The 24,815-nt window shown below is 44.2% G+C and carries 23 protein-coding genes; 10 read left to right on the forward strand and 13 right to left on the reverse strand.

Features of this window, described 5'->3' with window-relative positions; all coding sequences use genetic code 11:
- Window positions 1-18: 18 nt before the first annotated feature.
- Together AB4114_RS09800 and AB4114_RS09805 are read left to right on the forward strand one after the other, a co-directional pair.
- On the forward strand, window positions 19-1,503 hold the full coding sequence (locus AB4114_RS09800) for a glutamate synthase subunit beta (protein WP_441988290.1): 1,485 nt from the start codon (window positions 19-21) through the stop codon (window positions 1,501-1,503).
- Window positions 1,504-1,818: 315 nt separating this feature from the next.
- Window positions 1,819-2,295 carry a hypothetical protein gene (locus tag AB4114_RS09805; RefSeq protein ID WP_441988291.1) on the forward strand — a complete coding sequence of 159 codons (477 nt, stop codon included), beginning with the start codon at window positions 1,819-1,821 and terminating at the stop codon, window positions 2,293-2,295.
- Between the two features lie 316 nt (window positions 2,296-2,611).
- On the opposite strand, the gene AB4114_RS09810 is transcribed toward AB4114_RS09805, so the two are convergent.
- Entirely contained in the window at window positions 2,612-3,295 is a 684-nt protein-coding gene (locus tag AB4114_RS09810) for a response regulator (protein WP_441988292.1), read from the reverse strand.
- Between the two features lie 84 nt (window positions 3,296-3,379).
- Window positions 3,380-4,582 carry a sensor histidine kinase gene (locus tag AB4114_RS09815; protein WP_441988293.1) on the reverse strand — a complete coding sequence of 401 codons (1,203 nt, stop codon included), beginning with the start codon at window positions 4,580-4,582 and terminating at the stop codon, window positions 3,380-3,382.
- A 160-nt stretch (window positions 4,583-4,742) separates the two neighbouring features.
- Here AB4114_RS09815 and AB4114_RS09820 point away from each other — a divergent pair, with 160 nt between their 5' ends.
- Both AB4114_RS09820 and AB4114_RS09825 read left to right on the forward strand, forming a co-directional pair.
- On the forward strand, window positions 4,743-5,678 hold the full coding sequence (locus AB4114_RS09820; RefSeq protein ID WP_441988294.1) for an ABC transporter ATP-binding protein: 936 nt from the start codon (window positions 4,743-4,745) through the stop codon (window positions 5,676-5,678).
- Window positions 5,671-6,609, forward strand: coding sequence for an ABC transporter permease (locus tag AB4114_RS09825; RefSeq protein ID WP_441988295.1), 939 nt, complete (start codon window positions 5,671-5,673; stop codon window positions 6,607-6,609). The genes AB4114_RS09820 and AB4114_RS09825 overlap by 8 nt, the downstream gene beginning before the upstream one ends.
- 23 nt (window positions 6,610-6,632) lie before the next feature.
- Here the strand turns inward: AB4114_RS09825 and AB4114_RS09830 are convergent, their stop codons facing one another.
- The 3 genes from AB4114_RS09830 to AB4114_RS09840 all read right to left on the reverse strand — a co-directional run bounded on the left by AB4114_RS09830 (window position 6,633) and on the right by AB4114_RS09840 (window position 8,963).
- On the reverse strand, window positions 6,633-7,385 hold the full coding sequence (locus AB4114_RS09830) for an HAD family hydrolase (RefSeq protein WP_441988296.1): 753 nt from the start codon (window positions 7,383-7,385) through the stop codon (window positions 6,633-6,635).
- Between the two features lie 83 nt (window positions 7,386-7,468).
- Window positions 7,469-7,921 carry a bactofilin family protein gene (locus tag AB4114_RS09835; protein WP_441988297.1) on the reverse strand — a complete coding sequence of 151 codons (453 nt, stop codon included), beginning with the start codon at window positions 7,919-7,921 and terminating at the stop codon, window positions 7,469-7,471.
- A 1-nt stretch (window position 7,922) separates the two neighbouring features.
- The gene (locus AB4114_RS09840) at window positions 7,923-8,963 is read right to left on the reverse strand and encodes a M23 family metallopeptidase (RefSeq protein WP_441988298.1); all 1,041 of its coding nucleotides are present in this window, start codon (window positions 8,961-8,963) and stop codon (window positions 7,923-7,925) included.
- A gap of 199 nt (window positions 8,964-9,162) precedes the next feature.
- Here AB4114_RS09840 and AB4114_RS09845 point away from each other — a divergent pair, with 199 nt between their 5' ends.
- Window positions 9,163-10,254: a ParM/StbA family protein gene (locus tag AB4114_RS09845; RefSeq protein WP_056608471.1), complete on the forward strand. Its 1,092-nt coding sequence runs from the start codon at window positions 9,163-9,165 to the stop codon at window positions 10,252-10,254.
- 93 nt (window positions 10,255-10,347) lie between these two features.
- Here the strand turns inward: AB4114_RS09845 and AB4114_RS09850 are convergent, their stop codons facing one another.
- Genes AB4114_RS09850 through AB4114_RS09865 form a run of 4 tightly spaced genes read right to left on the reverse strand, consistent with a single transcriptional unit; the run spans window position 10,348 to window position 14,784 of the window.
- A complete protein-coding gene (locus AB4114_RS09850) occupies window positions 10,348-11,730 on the reverse strand; it encodes a GerAB/ArcD/ProY family transporter (protein WP_441988299.1) in 1,383 nt (460 codons plus the stop codon).
- 8 nt (window positions 11,731-11,738) lie between these two features.
- The gene (locus tag AB4114_RS09855; RefSeq protein ID WP_441988300.1) at window positions 11,739-11,969 is read right to left on the reverse strand and encodes a hypothetical protein; all 231 of its coding nucleotides are present in this window, start codon (window positions 11,967-11,969) and stop codon (window positions 11,739-11,741) included.
- Window positions 11,970-11,972: 3 nt separating this feature from the next.
- The gene (locus AB4114_RS09860; protein ID WP_441988301.1) at window positions 11,973-13,145 is read right to left on the reverse strand and encodes a Ger(x)C family spore germination protein; all 1,173 of its coding nucleotides are present in this window, start codon (window positions 13,143-13,145) and stop codon (window positions 11,973-11,975) included.
- A complete protein-coding gene (locus tag AB4114_RS09865) occupies window positions 13,132-14,784 on the reverse strand; it encodes a spore germination protein (RefSeq protein WP_441988417.1) in 1,653 nt (550 codons plus the stop codon). Before AB4114_RS09865 ends, AB4114_RS09860 begins: the two co-directional genes overlap by 14 nt.
- 220 nt (window positions 14,785-15,004) lie before the next feature.
- Between AB4114_RS09865 and cls the strand changes: the two genes are divergently transcribed.
- On the forward strand, window positions 15,005-16,432 hold the full coding sequence (cls, locus tag AB4114_RS09870) for a cardiolipin synthase (protein WP_441988302.1): 1,428 nt from the start codon (window positions 15,005-15,007) through the stop codon (window positions 16,430-16,432).
- A gap of 25 nt (window positions 16,433-16,457) precedes the next feature.
- On the opposite strand, the gene ligD is transcribed toward cls, so the two are convergent.
- Together ligD and AB4114_RS09880 are read right to left on the reverse strand one after the other, a co-directional pair.
- Window positions 16,458-17,348: a non-homologous end-joining DNA ligase gene (gene ligD / locus AB4114_RS09875; RefSeq protein ID WP_441988303.1), complete on the reverse strand. Its 891-nt coding sequence runs from the start codon at window positions 17,346-17,348 to the stop codon at window positions 16,458-16,460.
- 91 nt (window positions 17,349-17,439) lie between these two features.
- A complete protein-coding gene (locus AB4114_RS09880; RefSeq protein ID WP_441988304.1) occupies window positions 17,440-18,732 on the reverse strand; it encodes an arsenic transporter in 1,293 nt (430 codons plus the stop codon).
- Window positions 18,733-19,156: 424 nt separating this feature from the next.
- Between AB4114_RS09880 and AB4114_RS09885 the strand changes: the two genes are divergently transcribed.
- Window positions 19,157-19,534 (forward strand): hypothetical protein, encoded by a 378-nt coding sequence (locus AB4114_RS09885; protein WP_441988305.1) that lies wholly within the window; start codon window positions 19,157-19,159, stop codon window positions 19,532-19,534.
- 47 nt (window positions 19,535-19,581) lie between these two features.
- Here the strand turns inward: AB4114_RS09885 and AB4114_RS09890 are convergent, their stop codons facing one another.
- Entirely contained in the window at window positions 19,582-20,862 is a 1,281-nt protein-coding gene (locus tag AB4114_RS09890) for an SLC13 family permease (RefSeq protein WP_441988306.1), read from the reverse strand.
- Window positions 20,863-21,085: 223 nt separating this feature from the next.
- Window positions 21,086-22,030 carry an ATP-dependent DNA ligase gene (locus AB4114_RS09895; RefSeq protein WP_441988307.1) on the reverse strand — a complete coding sequence of 315 codons (945 nt, stop codon included), beginning with the start codon at window positions 22,028-22,030 and terminating at the stop codon, window positions 21,086-21,088.
- Window positions 22,031-22,224: 194 nt separating this feature from the next.
- Here AB4114_RS09895 and AB4114_RS09900 point away from each other — a divergent pair, with 194 nt between their 5' ends.
- The 3 genes from AB4114_RS09900 to AB4114_RS09910 are packed head-to-tail and all read left to right on the forward strand — an operon-like array spanning window position 22,225 to window position 24,784.
- The gene (locus tag AB4114_RS09900; protein WP_441988308.1) at window positions 22,225-22,773 is read left to right on the forward strand and encodes a hypothetical protein; all 549 of its coding nucleotides are present in this window, start codon (window positions 22,225-22,227) and stop codon (window positions 22,771-22,773) included.
- Window positions 22,774-22,802: 29 nt separating this feature from the next.
- Window positions 22,803-23,489, forward strand: coding sequence for a response regulator transcription factor (locus AB4114_RS09905; protein WP_441988309.1), 687 nt, complete (start codon window positions 22,803-22,805; stop codon window positions 23,487-23,489).
- Window positions 23,486-24,784, forward strand: coding sequence for a sensor histidine kinase (locus AB4114_RS09910; RefSeq protein ID WP_441988310.1), 1,299 nt, complete (start codon window positions 23,486-23,488; stop codon window positions 24,782-24,784). The genes AB4114_RS09905 and AB4114_RS09910 overlap by 4 nt, the downstream gene beginning before the upstream one ends.
- Window positions 24,785-24,815 lie beyond the last annotated feature (31 nt).

Here is a 24,815-nt window from a genome sequence, read left to right on the forward strand (position 1 = left end):
AGGAGGGATTAAACGTAAATGGGTAAACCAACCGGTTTTATAGAACACGCTCGTGAAGTGGCATCCGAAGCTTCTCCGCTGGTCCGAATTGGCCATTGGAAAGAGTTTGCGACACCACTAACGCAAGATAAATTACAGGTACAAGGCTCCCGTTGTATGGATTGTGGGATTCCTTTCTGTCATACAGGGGCATTGATCAGCGGCATGGCCGCTGGTTGCCCAGTGAACAACCTCATTCCGGAATGGAATGATCTCGTGTATCGCGGTCAATGGCGCGAAGCCTTGGATCGTCTGCACAAGACGAATAATTTCCCGGAATTTACGGGCCGTGTTTGTCCAGCGCCTTGTGAAGGCTCTTGTACAGTAGGCTTGAAGGATACGCCGGTTGCGATCAAAAGCATTGAAAAAGCGATCATCGATAAAGGCTTCGATGAAGGATGGATCAAGCCTGAACCGCCGGAAACGCGCACTGGGAAGAAGGTTGCGGTTGTGGGTTCAGGTCCTTCCGGACTTGCGGCAGCAGCGCAGTTGAACAAAGCTGGACATTGGGTTACCGTATTCGAACGGGCAGACCGCGTTGGCGGCTTGCTGATGTACGGTATCCCGAACATGAAGCTGGACAAAAAGTATGTCCAGCGTCGTGTAGATCTGCTTGAAGCCGAAGGAATTGCCTTCGTAACGGGTGCTCACGTCGGGGTGAACTACCCGATCGAAAAGCTGCAAGAGGAATTCGATGCGATCGTCCTGTGCGGCGGAGCTACGAAGGGCCGCGATCTACCGATCGAGGGTCGCGAACTCGGCGGTGTTCATCTGGCGATGGAATTCCTGAGCAAGAACACGAAGAGCTTGCTCGATTCCGAGCATGCGGATCGTGAATTCATTTCCGCCGAAGGCAAAGACGTGATCGTTATCGGTGGTGGTGATACGGGAACCGACTGCGTAGGAACTTCCATTCGTCACAAATGTAAGAGCGTGACGCAGTTTGAGATCATGCCGAAGTCACCGGAGACACGTCCAGCGAACAACCCTTGGCCGGAATGGCCGAAGGTGTTGAAAGTGGATTATGGTCAGCAAGAGGCGGCTGCGCTTCAGGGCGAAGACCCGCGGACGTACTTAATCAACACGAAGAAATTCGTGGGGGATGAGAACGGCAACTTGAAAGAGCTGCACACGGTTCTGATCGAGTGGCAGAAGAACGAGAAGGGCGCGTTCGTACCTGTTGAAGTGCCTGGCAGCGAGAAGGTTTACCCGGCGCAGCTGGTGTTGATTGCGATGGGCTTCACGGGACCAGAAAACACTGTGTTGGATCAGCTCGGCGTAGCCAAAGACGAGCGCTCCAACGCGAAAGCGGATTACGGGAAGTTCGCTACGAACGTAGACGGCGTTTTCGCTGCTGGCGACATGCGTCGCGGGCAAAGTCTCGTGGTATGGGCGATCAACGAAGGTCGTGCTGCAGCGCGTGAAGTGGATCGCTTCTTGATGGGATCATCGAATTTGCCATAAGATTTGTTAGACTGCTTGCAGGTTGAGAGTTACCTGTAAGCAGTTTTTTGTTACCACATAAGAATTTATAAGTTTCCGATACTCGGAAGAACAAATTCTTATTGGCGATAAAAACAACATTTAAAACGCGGTCGCTCATCCTCGAAGGACTTCGATAGAAGTTTTTCTCATCTAGTGGATACTGCGAGATGCTGCACATCAATTGGTTCGCCTCATTAGACTAATAAACGTGAACATTTCCGTAAACTCATGTACAATAGAAGAAGGAGCAGTCCAAGCATAGGCTGCAAGTTGTACGGAAATGGAGGGAAGCGCATGAGGAAAGAAGATCTTCTTACAGCTGAGGAGCTACAAGCATTAATGGTCGGGAATCAGGAGTATTCTGATGAGGTTGGGAGCGATGAGCCAGTCAGGGCACAGGATCTGCATTCTTTGCAAAAGACCGTCATGCTACTTTCCAAGCAGGTAGAAGAGCTCCAAGCGCAACTTCATGAGCAGTTTGAACTCCAGAATAGACAGCAAGAGCAATTTCTGCGACTATGCAGGCACCAGCTTGAGAACAAACTGCATGAGCAATTGGTCAACACGATTGTTGTCCATCAGCATGCGGCGAATCAAGAAGATAAGATGGAGCTTCAACATACGCCAGTGATATCGGAGGAAGTCAGTCTCAGCGCTGGTCCAGTCCATGATTCGTCAACGGAAGATACGTCCCTACCTTTTTCAAGAGTAAAGAGCTATAGTAAGATTCGTAAAAGAAAAAAGGGTTTTCTCGAAAAGCTCTTCGAATAGTCGTATCAACAGCAAAGACCGCTTCTTCTTAGAGGAGAGCGGTCTTTTTTTGCACGCCAATATGGATACTCTTCCAATTTGCTTTAACTGGAAAAGGTACAGCTATTTAGGATGAATTTCCTCGGAAATTCGATTTAACTGTAGAACATGTAGGTAAAACTGCCTGTTTTGTTTAAATTGGGAGAATTTGTTTAAATTAACTGTACATTATCCATCAATTCTACATTTGATCAGGGAATACCAAAATTTAACTACATAAAATCCATCGATTCACCTGAAGCACAGGTTAAGGCATTTCTCATGAAATTCCCCTCGATTAGAGAATCCCCTCATCATGCGCTTTTTTCGATGCTTGAACACGGTCTCGAACGTCCATTTTCGAGTAGATGTTGGAGATATAGTTTTTCACAGTCCCCTCGGACAAGAATAGCTTCTCGGCGATCTCACGATTATTGAGGCCGTCGGCGATGCTGTGAAGTACCTGCAGCTCACGTTCGCTGAGGCCATACGTCTCAATACGAACGCTGCTCTCTTCCTTATCTTCTGAGGAAGCCCCGCTTCCACCGTCACGTGCTTGCTGGACGAGCATTTTGGCAATATCATGCGGAATTAAGGTGCCGCCCTGATGGACCCATTTAATTCCTGCGGCAAGATCTTTGGGATGAATGGCTTTGAGCAAGTAGCCTTCAGCTCCTGCACTAAGTGCATCTACAACGTAGCCAATTTCCTGGAATGTGGTCAAAATAATGACACGAATATGCGGCCATGTAGCTTTAATCTGACGTGTAGCCTCAACTCCATCCATAACCGGCATATGAATATCCATTAGAACGACATCGGGTTGCATTTCTTCACTTAGTTTTACAGCGACATGCCCGTTTTCAGCTAAGCCGACAACCTCAATATCGGGGTCCATGCCCAGTACAATGTGTAAGCTTTCACGTATCAAATCCTGATCATCGACCAGAAGCAGTTTGAGCGGTGCTTGGTTTACAGTCATAGCAAATCCTCCTCACAGCTATTAAAAGGGGTTATATGGTTTATAGGGTTTAAAAGGTTATAAGGGTTAAACCGATTAAACCGATTAAAACGTTGGAAAACGTTTGACAGGAATAAAGCAATGGACAACCGTCCCTTTTTCAGGTAAGGAGCGTACCTGCAAAGTGCCTTGCAGCGCCGTTATCCGTTCTTGCATCGCGGCAATACCGAAGCCCATTTTCAATTGTTCGGAACCAACACCATCATCTTCAATGCGTAGGGAGATTTGGTCATCGGCGTAGGTTAGCACAATTTCAATAGAAGCTGCTTTACCATGACGCTTGGCATTTGTCAGTGATTCCTGTAGACAGCGAATTAAAGAGAGCTTGGTTTGTTTGGGAATTTCGAACTCGTCACTAACCGTCGTGAAGTGAATCTGTGTGCCTGTGTGCAAAGCAAATTCATTGGCAAGTCGTGACAGTTGCTGAGATAGCAGCAGATCGCCCTCTTGGGGGACCATCTGATGAATGCTGCGGCGCACTTCTTCTAGACCACCTCTAGTTACATTGCGCAGGACGTCGAGCTTCTCCTTGGCTTTCTCGGGCGAAACCTCGATCAAATACGAGACGGCGTCCATGCCCATAATGACGGATGTGAACGTATGTCCTACGGTATCATGCAGCTCACGAGCCATCCGATTGCGCTCTTCAACTAAAGTAAGCTGCTCAATTTGATTCGCGTACTGCTCAAGGACGTTATTTTGCTCATGGATCAAATGGTATTGACGTTGGTTCTCACCTAGCAGCTTCTCGGTCTTCTCGTTAGAAGTAACGGCGCGTTGTAAGCTTAATCCAATGGCGAAGAAGAGAACAGCATTCAGGATAAAACTAAATAATTGTCCGACTCCCATGCCGCTATGTAGAAGGAAAAAGTAAGTCATCGGCATGCCTAACATGAAAATAGGAGCGGTCCACCAAGCATTTTTTCGATCGGTGAGGAATCCAATGACCATAATTGGGCAATTAATGGTAAGTAAGGCGTCCTGCTTCATCCAAGCCAAATAAATTTGCAGGGGAATACCGGTTAGTAGAACAGCAATTGGATAGCATGTCGGATTGATATAGTGGGGTCGCCAGAATATAAAAGGAGCCCCATAAGAGAGTAATATGGCCAATATAGTCAACAGGATGTGGGAAAATGGTTGTTCATAGATGTGAAGGCAGCTATACAGTAAACCAAGCAGTGCAGCGCCGGTCAAGACGATAAACAGTGACCACTCCACACCGTGCCACGGTCTTCTTTGGATCATAGATGAGCTCCTTTTACTAACGGTTCGTATCTTACCATTGTACATAAAATTAGGGAAAAGCCATAGTGAGCACAGTCATATGACTGAAAAATCTCTAGGCATGACAGCCGAAGTAAGCTAGGATTGGATTATATTGGTTAAAAAAGAGAGGAGATGTCGAATGTCAGCTTCAAAAGAGGTTGGTACGCCCATCGTACAGGTGGATCATATTTCCAAACGAATTGGTTCTAAGACCATCATTGATAAGCTCAGTTTCGATGTGCCGCGTGGCGAGGTGTTCGGATTTCTCGGGCCTAATGGCGCGGGTAAAACGACTACCATCCGTATGATGGTAGGACTGATGTCGATTTCGGAGGGGGATATCCGTGTTGGTGGGTATTCGATTCGCACACATTTTGAACAAGCGATTCGTCATATTGGCGCGATTGTAGAAAATCCGGAAATGTATAAATTTTTAAGCGGCTATAAGAATTTGGTTCATTATGCCAGGATGATTCCAGGTATTGGCGAGGAGCGAATTGGGGAGGTGATCGATCTTGTCGGGATGACGAATCGCATTCATGACAAGGTGAAAACCTACTCGCTGGGCATGCGGCAACGATTAGGCATTGCGCAAGCGCTTCTGCATAAGCCGTCGGTTCTTATTTTGGACGAGCCGACTAACGGGTTGGACCCAGCTGGCATACGGGAGCTTCGAGATCATTTGCGTAAGCTTACCCGTGAGGAAGGAATTTCAGTTATTGTTTCTTCGCATCTGTTAGCGGAAATGGAACTGATGTGTGACCGTGTAGCCATCATTCAAAATGGGAAATTAGTTGATGTTAGACTTATCAAGGAATATGTTCAGGAGGACGGTAAACAGCGGGTCGTCTATGAGGTGGACGCGATTGAACAAGCCGTGAAGTTAGCTTCTGCTCAAGGATATCCCGTGGAAGTTATCGATGCCGAGCTTGTTATGGATCTCGACAAACAAGAGATAGCTTTGTTGACTAAGCGGTTCGTAGAGGCGGGGATTTCCGTATATGGCATCCGCAAAACATCGAAGTCGCTGGAAGATCAATTTTTAGAAATGACGGGAAGTGATCCTATTGCTTAATCTCATCAAGAATGAGCATATGAAGATTTATAGTCGACTTCGAACATGGATTCTAGTGGTTTTGCTAATTGTCATCGTCGTGCTCACTGGTGTGTTATCGCATTCCGATACGAACAACAATGATGATAGCTGGAAAACAAGGGCTTCCGAAACGATTGAACACAATAAGACAGAGCTTGCCAATCCGGATATTCCAGAGAATTTTAAGAAGCAGATGCGGGAACAAAGTGCGCTTCAGCAATACATGCTGGATCACAATTACCCACCGATTGATAACACGATTTGGGAAGGCATGCTCACTGCGTCTGGCTTGATTATTGTGGTTACGCTTTTCACAGTCATTATTGCTGGAGATATGGTAGCTGGGGAGTTTACTTGGGGAACCATCAAACTGCTGCTCATTCGTCCGGCTAGCCGATCGAAGATCTTATTGTCGAAGTATCTGACAACACTTATTTTTGCAGCTACGTTACTGGTCGTTTTGTTCATTACTGCTTTGATTGTCAACGGCTTCTACTATGGGTTTGAGCGGCTGAGTCTCCCTCATTTAATTGTGAATGCGGCAGGGCAAGTACAGGAGAAAAACATGTTATTCTATGTGTTTGCGACCTATGGACTTAAATTAATTGAGCTCGTGATGATCGTTACACTGGCCTTTATGATTTCCACTGTGTTTCGCAGTGCTTCACTTGCGATCGGCCTTAGCATTTTCATTATGTTCGCTGGCCAAGTGATTACCTTATTGTTCTTGCGGTATACGTGGGGCAAATACTTCCTATTCGCGAATACGGATCTCACTCCGTATCTAGAGGGACGGCCGCTAGCAGAGGGAATGACGTTTGGATTCTCCATCACCATGCTTGTGTGCTACTTTTTGTTATTCAACGTACTTTCCTGGGAAATATTTCGCAGACGTGACGTCGCTGCTTAATGAAAAAGAACGATCCTTCCGGTTCAGCTTTCACCGGGGGATCGTTCTTTAATATACGATTGGATGGCCTCAGGCACTTCCAGTAGCGAGGGCAATTGGTAAAACGCGCCCTGCGGCGTGACGTCGATCGTCCCATTATTAAATACCCAATCATCAGCAACGGGGATATGAATCGCATGGATACCCGCATGGAGCGCTGGCAGCACATCTGTTGTGATGGAATTGCCGATCATCCACGTGTGCTGTCGGTCGAATTGCTTTTCCTGCATCAATGTATTCATAAACTCACGTGTCTTATGGACGGTTACGAAGATACGATCCTGAAAAAATTGGTCAAGACCGACATCCTTGATTTTCTTCATTTGAATGGAAACATCTCCGCCTGTATACAGAAACAAGTTGTGTCCAGCTTGTTGTAGGTTGTGAAGGGTTTCATTCATCAGTGGGTATGGCTCCACGGTGTAACTGTAGACCGTGTGACCTAGCTGCATGAGCCAGTCCACCTCTTTGGGACTTACAGGACGGTTGTAGTGCTGCGCGAACCATTGATACGTCTCAACGAACGATTGCGGAAACCGTTCCGGCATAAAGCCGTGAATTTGGATACCAGCAAGGTCGATTTGCAACTGTTTTTGCCTAATGTCCTGCTTAGTTAGACCATGTCCTGAATACCAAGTAAGCATCAAATCTACGAATTGGTCAATGACAAAGTCAAAGTATTTATTGCAATGAACCAACGTGTCATCTAGGTCAAATAGGATGGCTTGTTCTCTCATAGTTTCCGTGTCTCCTACATCAGTTAGAAATGAATTTCCAACTAGTATATCATGTGGAAAGCTTCTATCCTAGCAGTAAGGAATTACATGGCCACGGTGTTGCCTCTATACAAATTGTCAGGAGCAGCAACAGGTCGATTCCCAGTTTCAGACTCATTGTTTGGCACAGGAACAGGCACGTCCGATTTCGTTTCCATTTTACTGCTGCCTTGGAAGACGCCACCTTCCTCAATAATGAAAGAAGCTGCGCTAATATTGCCATGAAGGGAGCCTGTAGAGGTAATGGTCAGCTTGCCTTTGGTTGTAATATTCCCTTGAACGCTGCCAGCCAGAACCACATCTCGCGCAGAGATATTGGATTTCACGACGCCGTGCTCGCCAATAATGACATCGCCTGCGCAGTCGATATCACCCGTAATTCCGCCTTCAATACGAATGCTTGCCTCTGATTTAATACGGCCTTCAAAGCTTGTTCCCTCACCTATCAGAGTATCGGTTGTATTTGGATTCATGAGGTTTTTTGTTTTTTTGAACATGTTAGTTATCATCCTTTCGAATCGATTTAAGGTAAGGCTTGGGATCGACGCTTTCGCCGTTTTTGAGTACTTCATAGTGGAGATGCGCTCCTGTGCTTCGGCCCGTAGATCCGACTAATCCGATCGTACCGCCTTTTTCTACAGAGTCACCTTTGTTAACTAGAATTTTATTTAAATGCATGTACCAGGTGCGTAAGCCCTTGGAATGCTCAATCACAATGTTGTTGCCATGGTAAATGTCCTTACCTGTACTGACGACTTTACCAGCAGCCGTTGCATAGACGGGATCATTCTCATGAGCACCGAAATCAATGCCGGAATGATAGCTAGGTATTTTGGTAAATGGATCGGATCGATAGCCAAAAGGAGAAGTAACAACCTTCGTGCTCGTTGGCCATAACGTCGGTGTGATGCGAAGTTGCTCCTGCTTGTCGGCCACTTTCTGTTTCGTTTGTACTAAATTCGTTTGCAACTCTTGTACTTCGCCATTCAGCGCAGTGAAGGAGGCAAGTGTATCTTGACCTAGCTTAAGAATGATATCTTGTGAGACAGGATTGGGGCTGCCACCTACACCTGTTGAAGGGGGAGACTCGCCGATTGTCGGCTGATTGGCATCTTTCTTCGCCTTGCCTTCAGATGAATTGCTTGCAACGGCGACGTTACTTGGTTCGTGATCAATGCCAGCAATGGTTTTGAGATCACTCTCTAACTTTTTTACTTCCTCCACTTGGGTTTTCATCTGTTCAGCTTGCTGGGACAGTTGAATGACTTCGTTTTGCAATTGTTCGATGGCCTTATTCTTAGAAGTTAGGGTTGCGCTCCATTGCTGGTGGGCACCGCTTAGCTTCGATTGCAGGTCACTTGCCTGTTTCACGGTATGTGCATGCATAAAGTAAATCGTTATGGAAATCAGCATTAGCAAGGTAAAGCATGCTGCAGCGATATAGGCAGATAAATGGGAAATGCGAAATCTGACAACCGATTGCGTAGCATCTGGAATGATAACCAGCGTCAGTTTTTTGGGTTTCCACTTAAGCTTCATAAGGACTAAGTTGTCTCCTGTCATGGTTGAATTTGGTAAAGTGAAGTTCTGTACATCATTCGTCATATTTTGCTAAAAACCTGCCTTCCTACCTACTAGTCCTAGGAAAATGAGTCTAAAGTAGGAAGGAATCCTGTCGTATATGATCGAATTTACTAATACAATTACAGAAAGCTGTAGATTTGGAGTGGAGGCACACATGATTAAGCTTGCAGGTATTGACATAGGGAACGATAGTATTAAGCTGGTGCTAGATGGGTCTAGAGAACCACTAGTAATTCCAAATATCATAGCGCCGGGCTACGAAAGACACATTTTGCAAGAAGAAGATTCACCTTGGAAAGCATTGGATGTCGTTATTTATAGTCCAAGCCTTTCACAGCGGAATCAACGTTATTTCGTAGGGCAACTGGCCTTAGAGCACGAGGATAACCTAGAGCTAGAAGACACGGATAATAAAGCGCTATCGGATCAATCCCTCATTGTAGCACTGACTGCACTTGCTTATCAGGGTCTCACGAATCAAGCAGCGGGCCCTGGTTACGGCAATGTTGACGAAGTAGAATACACATTGGGTACGGGTTTGCCTGTTCGTTCTTTCCCTAAATATAGTCAGACATTTGAACATCGACTTCTAGGTGAGCATGAAGTGACATTCCTTTCCACACCACAGTTCCATAATCGTAAAATTAAAGTTTCGATCCGCAAAGTAGCTGTCTCTATTGAAGGTGCTGCGGCCATGTTCCATATGGCAACACACGATAGCTTGCAGGTCAAGGACGAAGAAATATACAACGGCTGTATAGGCGTTTGCGAGATCGGTGCCTTGACGACAGATTTCCCTGTCATCAAACGCATGGCGATTGATAACCATTTTAGCCATGGCGAGCAGATCGGGATTGCTACGTATTTGGATGCAATTATTCGTGACGTTGAAGATGCCTATGGCCACTTGTTCCCAAGCCGAGCGAAGCTGGCGCAGCGCGTGAAGAATCGTCAATTTACGATTCAGCTTCCCGGCGAAGGCCAAGTAGATATTCGGCCAATCGTAGATCTGCATTTCCGACGTGCTGCGGTACGCATGGTCGAAATGATTAAGAAGCGCTGGCGCAAATGCCCAGATATTCAATGCTTCTACGTGATTGGCGGCGGTGCGACTGCACTGAAGCCGTATATCCAAGACGCGGCAGGAGCAATGAAATTGCGTTTCACCAATGATAGTGAATACTTAAATGTGCATGGCTACTTAAAGGTCGCGAAAAGCCGTTTGAATCAATCAGTTCCTGTTTAACTTATTATTTTTACGAGGCACTCGCTTAGGCGGGTGCTTTTTTAATTGACGATAAGCATTCCTCCATAAATCAATTCACGGCTGCAACTTCACTTAGTTACTGCTTTCAGCTTGTTTCAGCTTGGTAAGCTCCATATAGGTGGTCAAGGTCGTCAACAATAGAGAACTGCCAAAGCCTATTGCACAAATCTCACCAATCATCGTAGATCTTTCGCCGAACATCAGGCCAATTAGAACAAATGCTACGCAAAGGACCAAAACTAGATTTCCTCCCCATAACCATTGTGTATAGGACATTCGTTGGCTAAGTTTGCCTGAATTTTGTTCGGGATCCTCCTTTACATGCGTTCCTCCAGTGGGAGTGGGAAAAGCATCCGGATACTTCCTTTTTTTTCTATGCCCCGCGATAAGGAGGACGACCATGACGATAGGTTGGTAAGCCAAGACAATGACGGGTGAGCTGAAATTGGAGAAACTGAGCAACTCGGTGGTGCTTTTAAAGGAAAGACAAGTACACAATCCTATTAACAGGGCGATAGGTTTGTTAATCATCGGGTAATTTCGATCATTGAAAATGGAGCTAATGCCGAGCAGAAGCGCTAAATAAATGGCGATCATTTTACACGCAACGGTTGGATACCAGATCATGAGCATGATGAGATCAAGGCGATCTAGAAAATCAGTGATATGAATCGTTTGAACTAGATTAAAGCTAGGATAGGAGAAGTTTGCAGGCATCTTAGGACCGAGTACGGCAATGATGGCAAATAAAATGAGTGTGAGTAGAAAAAAACCTAGCAGGGAGCCATGGCGAATAGCCGAACGAACATGATTTGCATTGGACAGCATATGTAGGAATGCGCCCAGAATGAAAACATCACCCGCGCTCCCGAGTGTTAGAACGGAACTAGCTGTCCAGTGCTGAAGCGGCATTGTCAGTACAGGCGTTGTTAGCCTCAAAAAAAATTCGTTCGATAAGAGCAGCGGCATAATGGTAATTGTCACGACGAAGAGTGGGTAGAACAGGTCATTGACGCGTGCGATAACCTCTACACTCGTTTTACCGAAATACAAAAGCAGCAAACAGTTTAGTAAGATTATAATTTCAAGTGGCGTTGTATTCAGTAAAAGGGTAGAACTAAATCTGGATACAGAGGAAATATCACGAACGACAATTTGCCAGAAATGAAACAAAATGAGTAGATTCATAACTGTGCCCAGCCAAGGACCTAATATTTCTTTGGAAATTTCAAAAATGTTCTTATAGGGATAGAGCTTAACCAAATAGCTAAAGAAGCCAGCGATTAGAAAGACATAGAGAATAGAAAGTAAATAGCTAAACCAAGCATCCATTTGATTGATGCGTATCAATTCGTTTTGCAACGTGAGAACGCCTCCGCTGGTGACAATGGAAGAAGCTAGCCAAGAGAGCTGCCGTTGGTTAATGACCCGCTTACTATCGATGAGGAACACCACCTTTCATCTTAAATGCCAAGAACTCGTATGAACCAAGGAGAAACCACTTGCACGAAAAAATAGGAGGGCATTGGAATACTCACATGGAGATATTTCATGATGAGAAAAAGTAGGATTAAACCAATGGAAAGACCATAGGTTATTTGATTCCCAGTTCCCGTCGTCCGCAGCATCTTGCGATCGATCATGAAAGATCCGACCAAAATGATAAGAAAGCTGATAACAAAGATCCCATCCATCGTCTAAATCCCTCCCTTAGTCACATTGCGGCTAATCACACCTGTATCGGGAATGGAGGCTTTCACAACAATATTAAACTCAGCATCTTTAAAATAACGCTCCCAATCCTTCCCGAATTGCTCGTTCCACTTCTGAGGATGTGTTCGCCAAATAATGAGACCAAGTTGAGCCGAATCCGTGCCTTCCTTTTGCATCTGTTTAATCGTTGCGAGTACTGATAATTTGATTTGCTCTGCGAACTTTGTTTCTACGTTATGGAGGGTATTGGAATTATACAAATCCTCATCAGTGAGGTCTTCCCTCACAGCACCACGAGCTTCTACGATGATGTCAAACATGACTTTGTCTTCCAGAAGCTTAGGTGAGATCTCTGTCTTGCCGCCAACAATGGAGATGGAAATATTTTTGCCTTCCTCCAAGGGGAAGGTGAGCTGTTGCTCTTTTGCTTGATTTCGAAGCCACAAAAGCCCCGATGCTTCTTTCTTCTTATAAATGCCAACCATCTTATCCCCTTTGAACTGCCCATAACCAACGAATTGGATTTCATGGGATGGCTCTTTAGAGACTTGTCCATCTCGAGGTTCCATATAACTCATGATTGGATCACTGTTAAAGCTTAAGGACATCCCAACATCCTTCATTGTTGTAGGCATAGAACTGCGAGACTTCGCTAATTCACGAAGGACTTCAGCGGGAAAGCGCTCGAATTTCGGCTCTGTATTAAGGAGGTCATAGCCCTTGCCTTTGGTTACGATCAGGTAGCTTGTCATCCGATTCTCTGGTGAACGCGGAAGAACATCGAACAAGGAATTGATGCCTGCTTCCGCTAGCTTTTCACCAATGACGATCGTTCTGCGGTGTGAGAGAAAGATGCGTCTTGCCATACGTTTTTGAAGCTTGCTGATTGCATCGCGGAAGGTGAGCCCGACCTCGGAATCAATGTAATAGCTTTTCCCCCCAGCGGTGCCGCCACCTCCACCGCTAGCTCCACCCATGGAACCGGGGAGAGGGAACATATAAGTAACACGATATCTGCCGTCATCCTCTAAATCAGCCGATGAAGTAAGGACAAACGCGAGGTCATTGGTCTCTGTACGATCCCAACAACCAGTAAGAAGAGTCGTGGATAGTAGTAAAGTTGCCACTAGCCTAACACGCTGTTTAGGATGAATCATTGGACTGTTCCTCCTTATTGGCTTTGTGTACGTGGTCGATACTGCTGCCGTCTAAACCTCCAGCTTTCTTGATTTGCTTCGCAAGAGTATCATCTTGACTGGTGTTATCTTGAATAGCCATAAACTCCGGACGCTTTCTCAATTGCCACCATGGTGCACGGATCAGGACATCCTTCATATCTGTAGCAGATAAAGGGCCAACAGGAGACAGATAAGGTACTCCGAATGAACGGAGATTCGCCATGTGCCCAATCAGAATCATCAATGAGAAAAAAATACCAAAGAATCCAAATACGGCTGCAGCAATGAGAATAGGGAAGCGCAGCATCCGAATAGCAATCGCACCGTTAAATCGTGGAATGGTAAAGGAAGCTATACCTGTAATCGAGACAACAATAACCATGGGTGCTGAAACGATTCCAGCTTGTACAGCAGCTTGGCCGACTACAAGAGCACCTAAAATCGATACGGCGGAGCCAACAGCCTTAGGGAGTCGGATACCAGCTTCGCGCAAGGCTTCAAAGGTGATTTCCATGATGAAGGCTTCAACGACCGCCGGGAATGGGATAGCCTCTCGCGATGCAGCGACACTAAGCATTAACGTTGTTGGTAGTAGTGCTTGATGGTACGTCGTTATCGCGACATAGAGTGCAGGCGTTGTTAACGACAGAAACATGAAGGCATAACGAAGCATGCGTAAGAGTGAGCTGATCTGAAATCGCTCATAGTAGTCTTCGCTCGTTTGCATAATCTGAATGAATACAAAGGGCACGATGAGAGCGAAGGGCGTGCCGTCTGTAAGAATCGCAACTCTTCCTTGGAGCAAGGCGGAGGCGACTACGTCAGGACGTTCTGTATATTGCATTTGCGGGAATGGCGAATAGGCATCGTCCTGGATAAGTTCTTCAATCATGCCTGATTCCAAAATGGCATCAATTTTGATTTGTTCAAGTCGTTTGACGACCTCTTCGACTAACGAAGGCATTGCTAAGTTATCCAAATAGCAGATAACCAGGTTGGTATTGCTCTCTTTGCCTACACACATGGATTTCATCTTGAGTCGAGGTGTCTTGAGCTTACGCCGAATCATAGAAGTGTTCGTACGAATACTCTCTACGAAGCCTTCCTTTGGGCCGCGAACGACCGTTTCTGTCTCTGGTTCACCAACAGTTCGCTTCTCTGTCCCACGGATGCCGAGCAGAATGGCTTTCGCGTTCCCCTCAACGAGCAGTGCAGCATCACCGCCGAGAACGGAAGTCAGCAAGTCACCATAATTGTCGGAAATCTGCGTTTGTGACACTGGCAGAATGACATTAGCAATTCGCTCGATTGAGGTTTCCCCGCCTCCGATCAGCATGAGTGACTTCATCGTATCGTTCAGAAGTTGTGTATTGGTTAGACCATCTACGAAAAGCAGCAGTGCTGGGATATGGGGGTCAATTTCGAATTCTCTAACAACGACATCAGAGCATTCCTGAAACATTTCTTTAATAAAATTATGATTCTCATCGAGTAGCAGCGAGAGTTTAGTCTGTTTAAGATCCTCAATAAACGGAATATCGAGAGCTTGATCTAAATTAGAAGGAGGATCCCCTTCGCTGGTTGGTATCGCTTTGCGACTTTGCAGGATGCTTTTCATCAAATATTTAGGTGTTTTGGCCAAGCGAGAGGCACCTCCTGCCATGATCAAGTTCAAGAAATAAGAATGCGTAGATTATGTTCTGCGAAAGGGCAGGATTTTATTACGAAAGTTGGAAAAATTTATTTATACAGGTTTAGTTAGAAGAAAAAGGTATAACTCCGAAGGACATGGCAAAAGCTATCTCAGCATGCAGATGTAGGGATAGGAGCTGGTGTTGTTGGTATGGATCATTTTATTACTGTTGTTATTTATCTTTCAGGCAGCTACAATTTTAATTTGTGAATATAAAAGGCCAGCCAAGTCAATAGCATGGCTGAGTATTCTGTTTATTTTCCCAATTATTGGGTTCTTTATGTATTATTTCATCGCAAGGGAATATGCGCGGCGGAAGAAAGTTCATGATCATAGCAGCGAGAATCTCTTGATACAAGAGCTCCAGCACGTTCCGTACAATGTCAGCATAGATGCCAAAAAAGGCGAAGACAGCTTCTTACCGAGGGAACAGCGTCTGCGAGATTGGCTGCGTCATGTGCCTCATGCACCGATAAGAGGAATGAATCGGGTTGACGTACTGACGAATGCCGACGTGACTTACGAAGCGATGCTTGAAGAGATAGGGAAGGCCCAGGATCATATTCACTTCGAATTTTATACGATTCGTGATGATACGATTGGGATGAGATTTCAAGAAGCATTAATAACGAAAGCGAAGGCAGGGGTAGCTGTAAGGGTCATTTACGATGGTGTTGGGAGTCAAGCGCTTTCTAAGGCTTACATTTCTTCATTGAAGCGTGCGGGGATTGCTGTGGAACCTTTCCTAAAGCCATTGATAGCATTTTTTGATAAACGGTTGAATTATCGGAACCATCGCAAAATTGTGGTTGTCGATGGCTTGGTTGGTTTCGTTGGAGGAATTAATATTGGGAATGAGTACGTTGGCGGGGACCCTAAACTTGGTTTCTGGCGAGATACGCACCTCATGCTGCATGGGGACTCGGTATATGATTTACAGCGCACCTTTCTGACGGACTGGTATTTCGTTAGTGGGGAAAGCTTGGGGGAAAAGCGTTATTATCCAGTTCACTCTGTACAGGAGCCTTCGATCGTTCAAGTCATTTCTAGTGGTCCTGACGCCAGATGGGATGCCATTCAAGAAATGTATTTTGCGGGATTGATTGCAGCGAAGAACCGAATTTGGATTACAACGCCTTATTTCATTCCCGATCCGAGCATCATAATGGCCCTTAAATCTGCCGCAATCAGTGGTGTTGATGTATGTATCATTCTTCCATTTGAGGCGGATTCCGCAATTGTCCAATATGCGTCAAAGTCCTATTTACAGGAATTATTACAGGTAGGCGTTCGATTCTATTTGTATCGGAAAGGGTTTATTCATGCCAAAGTGATTATCGTGGACGACATCATGGCAACGGTAGGTACGGCGAACGTGGATATGCGCAGCTTTTTCAGTAACTTCGAATTGAATGCCGTGATGTTTGATGAGAAGGTAATTTCCCGTTTGGAGAGAGATTTCGTGATGGATTTGGAGTCATCTACGGAAGTTATACGATCTGAATTTGAGATGAGGTCGCCTGGTGAAAAAAGAAAAGAGAGAATTGCGCGATTGTTATCCCCTTTATTTTGATGAAAAAGAGTAGTTCTAATTAGAACTACTCTTTTAATTTAGCTAGTATAGCGTTCAAATTTTGAGGTGGAATACGGTCAATCAGGTCCCCGTAGGTTCGTAGTCGATTCATGATGGTTAGTTGATTGAACTCGCTAATGCTTGGACGAAGTTCTACTTCTTTCCAAAGCAAAGGAGTGGAAATTGTTGCGTCCTTTCTGGCACGCGGCGTATAAGGAGCAGATAGTGTTTTTCCATACCAATGCTGGAGGTAGTCGATATAGATCTTATCACCGCGATTTTTCTTGAAGCGCTCAATGGTAAACAGCTTCGGGTACATGTTAACCGTGTAGGTTGCGATGAAATGTCCAACTCTTCGGAGCTCTTCGAACGTATAGCCAGGTTGAATTGGAATGTAAATTTGTACGCCTGTTGCTCCAGAGGTCTTGGGAACCGACTGAATTCGCAGCGAATCAAGCACTTCGCCGATGATAAGAGCAGCCTCCATGATGCGAGGTTCTTCCTCCAAGGTTGGGTCGATATCAATGAGCCATTCTGCAGGATTCGTCTTCCCGATGTAATGGAAGGAAGGATGAAATTCCAAGCAAGTCAGATTCCCGAGCCAAATGAGCGTAGATAACGAGTCCAAATTCACATAGTTGATGCCATCTAGCGGTGCTAGCTTAACGAAGCTAGGCACTGGATCGGGGGCATTTTTCTGATAAAAGGACTTATCATCATACCCATGTGGAAATCGAATCGTCGTTAGATGGCGATTACGGCAGTAACGTAGGAGGTAGGGCGAGAGTTCACTTAATGTCGTCAGGTAATCCGCCTTCGTGATGCCTAAATCAGGCCATAGCGGCTTATTCGGATTCGTAATTGTCAACTCGTTGCCCTCCACGAGAAGCTTAGCTTTCTCTGCTTTGAACGCCATAATTTGAAACCGCCCCTTCTGAGCTTTTATTCACAATTATTTCCTAGGAGGGTGGTTCTCAAACAGAGTCACACAAAAGCCGGACAGCAAATTAGGATATAACCTGCAACCACAGATACAAACCGATTAACGTGATGAGTAAAGTGGGGATCGTTAGGATTACGCCAGCTTTCATATAACCGCCCCACGTAATTTTCACCCCTTTTTTGGCAAGCACATGGAGCCAGATCAGAGTGGCTAGGGAGCCGATAGGTGTCATTTTGGGCCCCAGATCGGTCCCGATGACATTGGCATAAATCAGGGCTTCTCGGAGGATGCCCTCAGTTTGTGTACCTTGAATGGCTAAAGCATCGATCAGCACAGTCGGCAAATTGTTCATGATCGAAGAAAGGATCGCTGCAAGGAATCCCATGCCTATCGTGGCTGCGAACAGACCCTCACCAGAAATGATGTCGATCAGCTCCCCGAGCGCATCCGTAAGTCCGACATTTTTAAGTCCATAGACGACCACATACATCCCGATGGAGAAGATGACAACTGCCCATGGAGCTTCTCTCAAAATCTTTCTCGTATTCACCGCTTCGCTCGTTCTGGCAATGAGGAGGAAGGCAAGAGCGGCAGTCCCAACGAGTATGGAAACAGGCACTTGGATAAATCCACTACAGATATAAGTTACTAAAAGGATGCCAAGAATCCACCAAGATAATCGGAACAGATTCATATCCTTAATCGCTTCCGAGGGGCGTCTCAGCTCCGTGATATCATAACTTTCAGGGATTTGTTTGCGATAAAACAGATAGAGAACCAGCAAGCTTGCGCCTAACGAGAACAGACTCGTTACGAACATTCGACTGGCATAAGTGACAAAATCGATCCCGAAAAAATCCGCAGAAAGAATATTTACTAAATTGCTAATGACAAACGGAAGTGACGTGGTGTCCGCGATAAAGCCGCTTGCCATAATATAAGGGAGAATAGCGGCATCCGGCAATTTCATAGCTCTAACCATAGCCAATACGATGGGCGTAAGGATCAGGGCCGCACCATCGTTTGCAAAAAAGGCGGAAACTGCCGCCCCGAGCAGGATCACGTAGACGAACATGCGCTTTCCATTCCCATTGGCTAAGCGCGCCATGTGGAGCGCGGACCATTCAAAGAAGCCGATCCCATCTAAGATAATGGAGATCACAATAATGCCGACAAAAGCGAGTGTCGCGTTCCACACGATGCCTGTAACTGTGGCGACATCTTGCAATGAAACGACTTGGAAAGCGAGGGCAAGCAAAGCTCCTGCTGATGCCGACCAACCAATGCTTAAGCCTTTCGGCTGCCAAATGACGAAGGTAATTGTAAGTAAAAAGATGATAATAGCTAAATAAATCATGAGAGCCTCCAGATCGACTGTTAAATAAACGACGATGTTAATATCTCAAATTTCTGGATGTCTGTATAGATGAAAATTAGATATTGAATAAAATCTCTTAAATGGATCAAAAATGTAAATAAGGGGTGATTGCTTGTTTACTTGGAAACTACTATTATTCGTGTCGCTTTCAGTGTCTACTTCAGTACCAAATACAGAAAACATGGAGATATCCAAACGGTCTGCGAGAATCCTGGAAAGCATTCGAACCGAGAGTGACAATACACTGCAAATGAAGTGGAATACAGTCACTCAAACACCATTGTTACTTGTGGGTCATTTAACCAAGCCTTCCGCACATTCACCTAGTTGGATTACCTTTAGGTATTTGGAAAGAATTAAATCCCTTTATGGCCTCAAGCATGTTGAACGAGATTTGAACATAGTGGCAATAGATCAGGGTACTGCTTCTACAAAGGTTACCTTGCAGAGAAAGCTATTTAAGCATACCGTATGCGGAGATCAATTGGTCGTCGAACTAGATCAAACAGGAGTTGTGCAACGTATCAGCGGCACTGTTCATCCTGGGTTAGAAGAGAAACGCCTTGGCAGACCCATGTACCCGGCGGTATCTGTCGAGGATGCGAAAAGGACCGCTGTCGCTTACGATACATCGCTTATGCCTTTTAAACCTATTAGTGAAGTTTCCTGCTATCTGCCATCTAGGAATGGAATTCCTCTTGTTCATAAGCTTACCTATGAGAAGGATGGCCAGCTAATTACCATCATGATTCACTCCATGACTGGGCGAATTATCCAATAGAATGAGGTCGATGAACCGAGGAACTCCCTATTGGGGGGTCTTCTTCCTTACATAAAATATCTAACATACATATAAATATTGGCTAACCCAACTGAGACTAGCATAAGTGGGAAACCATATTTCATAAAAGCAATAAATTTGATGGGGTGTCCTTCTTTTGCAGCCAAGCCAGCGACGATCAAGTTAGCACTTGCTCCGATAAGTGTTCCATTACCTCCAAGACAAGCGCCTAATGCCAAACTCCACCAAAGCGGTTCTAAATTTTCCACGCCCATCGTACCCATTTCCTGAATCATAGGAATCATAGTTGCCACAAAAGGGATGTTGTCTAGAAATGCTGAGGCGATTGCACTGAGCCATAAGATTAACATAGACGTTGCAATAGGATTACCTCCCGTCAATTCTACGGCCCCAGCAGCTAATTTAGAAATTACGCCTGTTTCTACCAAACCAGATACCAAGACGAAAAGTCCAACAAAGAAAAAAATCGTTGACCATTCAACTTTGTTGAAAGCTTCTTCCATCGAATGTTCCCCAGTCAGTAGCAGTAACAGAAATGCCMCTGCTAAGGCTACTGTTGCGGATTCAAGGTGCAGCAGCTGGTGAAGAAAAAAACCGATGATCGTAATTCCTAGAATGGAAAGACTTTTGGTTAGCAGTTTACGGTCTGTAATTACTTCTTTTTCGTCAATTTGCATGATACTCATCTTTAGCTCAGGAGTAGTTTGTATGTGCTTGCGGAAAATGATAACGAAGATCGGAATTGTGACCGCCATGATGATGACAACAACAGGTGCAAGATTATTTATAAAGGCCATGAAAGTTAACTCTTTAACAGCACTTCCAATCATGATGTTGGGTGGGTCCCCGATTAACGTTGCCGTACCGCCGATATTAGATGCCAGAATTTGCGTAATGAGGTACGGCACGGGATTAACACGCAGCTGGCGTGTGATACTGAAGGTGACCGGTACCATGAGCAATACGGTTGTCACATTATCAAGAAATGCAGAGCCAATAGCTGTAATAAGTACGAGTGATACCAGAATTCTGACAGGATCACCCTTTGCTTTCTTTGCTGCTACTAATGCGATATACGTAAATAATCCTGTTTCTGCCGTAATACTTACCATAATCATCATGCCAATTAAGAGTCCGAGTGTATTGAAATCAATATGATGCAAAGCGGAACCTTGATCAACAACACCAAGAACGACCATAAGGACACCACCAATCATAGCCACGATGGTGCGATGTATTTTTTCGGTGATGATCATGCCATACGTAAGTAAAAAAATGCCAATTGCCAAGATTGCTTGCTGTTCCATAGTTTAGAGCCTCCTGAATATCGAATGTGTGTTTGTTTTTGGGCATGAAAAAAGAGCCCTACCAAGGACTCCTTATGTCGAAAAAGAACATAAGGAGCCCTTGGTGACAGGCTCCTCCATAACGCAACCAATATAAGATTAGTTTATAAATATGACTAAGTGCACAACTGTAGACCGTAGTGCCTTAAATTTATACTGGTTTTTAAAGCGTGTCAAGCTTATGTTATTCGTTCTGCTGAAAGGAGCATGCTGTAACCTGCATATCGACCAACGCTTGAATACTAGGGTGCCTCATAGTTCGGTTTGTAGTCCATTCTAAAAATTGCACTTTTACTGTGTGAACTGGCATAATCCAAATTGCTTCTTTATTCCTTGCTGGTTCATTTAAAAATGGTCTATTCAAAATAATTTTTGATTGAACTAATTGAGTAATATTTCGCCAATCATTGTTACTTAACTTACCAGTGCCAGCATGACCAATGTAGTACAAATTCCCGTTTTCAAACAAACCCAGTAGTAATGAATTAACAATTCCATTCCTCATCGTTACTCCACCAATAACTGCATATAAATCGTGGAAGATCTTTTTTTTCTGCCACCGTTTATCTTTCCCCCCAATAGCATAAGTACCTCGGAGGTCCTTACTTATAACGCCTTCCATATTGTGCTCCTTCATAACATCAAAAAGCTTATTCCCGTCATTAAAATTCTGCACTATTTGCAGATTAGAATTAGGAATAATGACCTCTTCTAGTACCTTTTGTCTATCTAACAGTGGTCGATCTACAAGCCATATGTCATTGTACATTAAGATATCAAAAATCATATAGGTAATTGGTGTACGACTAACTGCAAGTTCAATACTTTGTCTATTTCGTAACGACTCCCTCTTCATTACCTCTTGAAACGCAGGCCTCTTTTGGTCGAACGCAATTATTTCCCCATCTAATATGCAGGAAGTGGCGGAGCAATATCTTTTTATATCTAATAACTCAGGATATTGGCTCGTACGATCATTTTGTTTACGATTCATTAGGCGAACCTCATGACCGTCAAAATACGTTAATATCCTTACTCCATCCCATTTTATTTGTGTAATCCAGTCACTTGATGTTGGTATAGTTTCTGTACTTATTGGCTCGAAGGGTACTATTGGATTAAGGTTCATTAAATTCTCCAGTATTTTTATTCCCTTATTCTCTCCATTATCAAAAAAAACAAAACATTATAGACGAGTGTTGATTTTTTGATAAATAATAATGTTGAAGTGAAAAGAAATAGGTAAAGCAGATTGTGCTTTTCATTTCATTTTCAGAAAGTTGGGGTATATTACAACTAAGATTATGAGTTGGAGGAGTTAAGATGAGTTCACAGCGAAGTTTAGAAGAAAAACAACCATGGATTCCTAAGAAAGAACGCATTTGGGTATTTGGTGCGATGGCAGTAGCCACAATCTATGTGATTTGGCAGCTTTGGAGTCTTTTTCATTTACCATCAACAACATTGCACAATCGTCGTTTTGAGCATACGTTCAAAGATTATGGCTCCAATGCCCGAATTGCTTTATTCGTAGTGTTAGCCAATTATGTTTTAGCATTTATTATTAAACAGCGCATTTGGGGGAAATTAGCTATTCTAAAAAAAGGTTTGGTTATGCTACTTCGTATTGTGAAAAAATATCACACCTCAATTGCCATTCTCGCTATCGCACTTATTACACTCCATGCGGTTGCCGTTTTTATGTATGGTTTTAAATGGGATTTCAACAATATTAGCGGGCTTCTTGCAGTAATAGTCCTGTTACCAGTGCCGATTTCGGGTTTATTTCGATACAGAAGGCTTGATAAGAAGTGGCATTTAAGATGTGGACTAGCATTTGCTGTATTATTTTTGATTCACGCATTTCTATAGCAGTAAATCTGAGGAGGAGGTGATGGGGGATGCATATCTTACTGGTTGAGGATGATGTGAAGCTTGGCGAGTTGATTCAATATAAGCTTAGAAAACAACTGTACCAAGTGGAATGGGCATTAGATGCAGAGAGTGCGCTGGCATTCATTGAAAGAACTACCTTTGATATTTATATATTAGACTGGATGATTCCTCATAAAACTGGAATTGAGTTATGCAAAGAAATCCGAATGAAGAAGAATCGGACGCCGATCCTTATGCTAACTGCAAGAGACTCCATTACTGACCGTGTAGAGGGTTTAAATGCAGGAGCAGATGATTATTTGGTGAAGCCATTTGCTTTCGAGGAGTTGATAGCTCGTCTCCATGCCTTATATCGTAGAAAAGAAACAAACTGGGAAGCGGATACCAAAATATTTGGAGATACGCTTGTCATTGACCATAGTACTTATGAAGTGAGTAGAAACGGAGTATCTATTCCTCTTTCACGCCGCGAATTTCAGTTGCTATCGTTCATGTCACAACATCCCAAACAAATATTAAGTCGTGAGCAACTAATTGACCGTGTATGGGGCATAGATGCTGAAATTACACTCAATACAGTCGATGCCACCATTAAATTGCTACGCAAGAAACTCGACGATCCATTTTCCGATAAGATTATACAAAATGTACGTGGACTTGGCTATCGCTTAGTAGTAGAAGGGGGAGAATGATGTTCGAACGAACAAGAAAACAGCTAACGATATTTTTCGGCAGTATCCTTGGTATTGTTATCATTCTCATAACGGCTTTTTTTTATCTGGTTTTACAGGAAACGCTTCAGCACAATGAAATTCAAAAATTAGATGATCTAAAGAATAAAATGTCACAACAATGGGAGCATCGCATAGAGGAGCAAATAAAGGGAAAGCGAACCATGGAGCATGAAATCAAGAATGTTGAATGGATCTTCCTGCTTTCAGATGAATTGATTGTTTGGGTGAGTCCAGATGGGAAAACTCAGGTCTCTCCAAGCCGTTACACAGAAATGTCCAATCGGCTCTTTAACTTGTCCCAACGAAACGAAATGAAAAGTGAGCGTGGTGAACGCTTCTATGTGGAAGAAGGGGGAGAAAAACAGACTTTTCTGGTTAGTTCTCAAATTTTGAAAGATGCTGGCGGGGGATGTTGGATGGCCATTGATATATCTTCAAATGTATCACTCTTGCATACAATTAGGCTAATCCTCTTGCTTTCTACCCTTGTTTTATTGTCGATTGCCATCTGGTTAGCCTACTTTTTTGCAGGCAAAGCCATGGTTCCTATCAAAAAATCCTATTATCGTCAGGTTGAGTTCACAACGAATGCATCCCATGAGCTAAGGACACCGCTGAGTGTTATTCATTCTTCCGTAGAACTATTAGAGGAGAGTAAGGATACATTACCTGAATTTGAACAGCATATCCTGGATAGTTTGCAAGATGAAGTGAAAAGGATGATCCGGCTTGTAGAGTCATTACTAACGTTAGCCCGCAGTGATTCGAAAACGTTGAATATCAAGCTGGAAAAGATTAATTTAGGGCAAGTTTCCTATCAAATGTTTCAAGCTATACAACCGCTGGCCCTTGCGAAGGGGATTATTTTAAATTTAGATTCACCACTGCTGGAAAAGGAATTTGTCTTAATCCAAGGAAACGTAGATCAATTAAAACAACTCATTTATATTTTACTTGATAATGCGATTAAGTATACGCCGCCTGGCGGACAAGTGACGATCACATATGGCGTTAAACAGAACGGTAGAACCATGTTGCAAATTGCTGATACAGGTATTGGCATACCAAAGGATGAGCTCGAACGCATATTTGAGCGTTTCTACAGAGTGGATAAGGCGCGTTCACGTGAATTAGGTGGGGCCGGATTAGGGCTTTCTATTGCCGCAGATATCTTAAGCAATCATCGTGCTTACATTCATGTTACGAGTGAAGAAGGGAAGGGAAGTATATTCGAAATTGAATTCAATGCATAGCTGATTTCAGTTTAATTTCATTTACTTGATG

Source organism: Paenibacillus sp. 2RAB27 (assembly GCF_052115445.1).
Taxonomy (GTDB): Bacteria; Bacillota; Bacilli; order Paenibacillales; family NBRC-103111; genus Paenibacillus_E.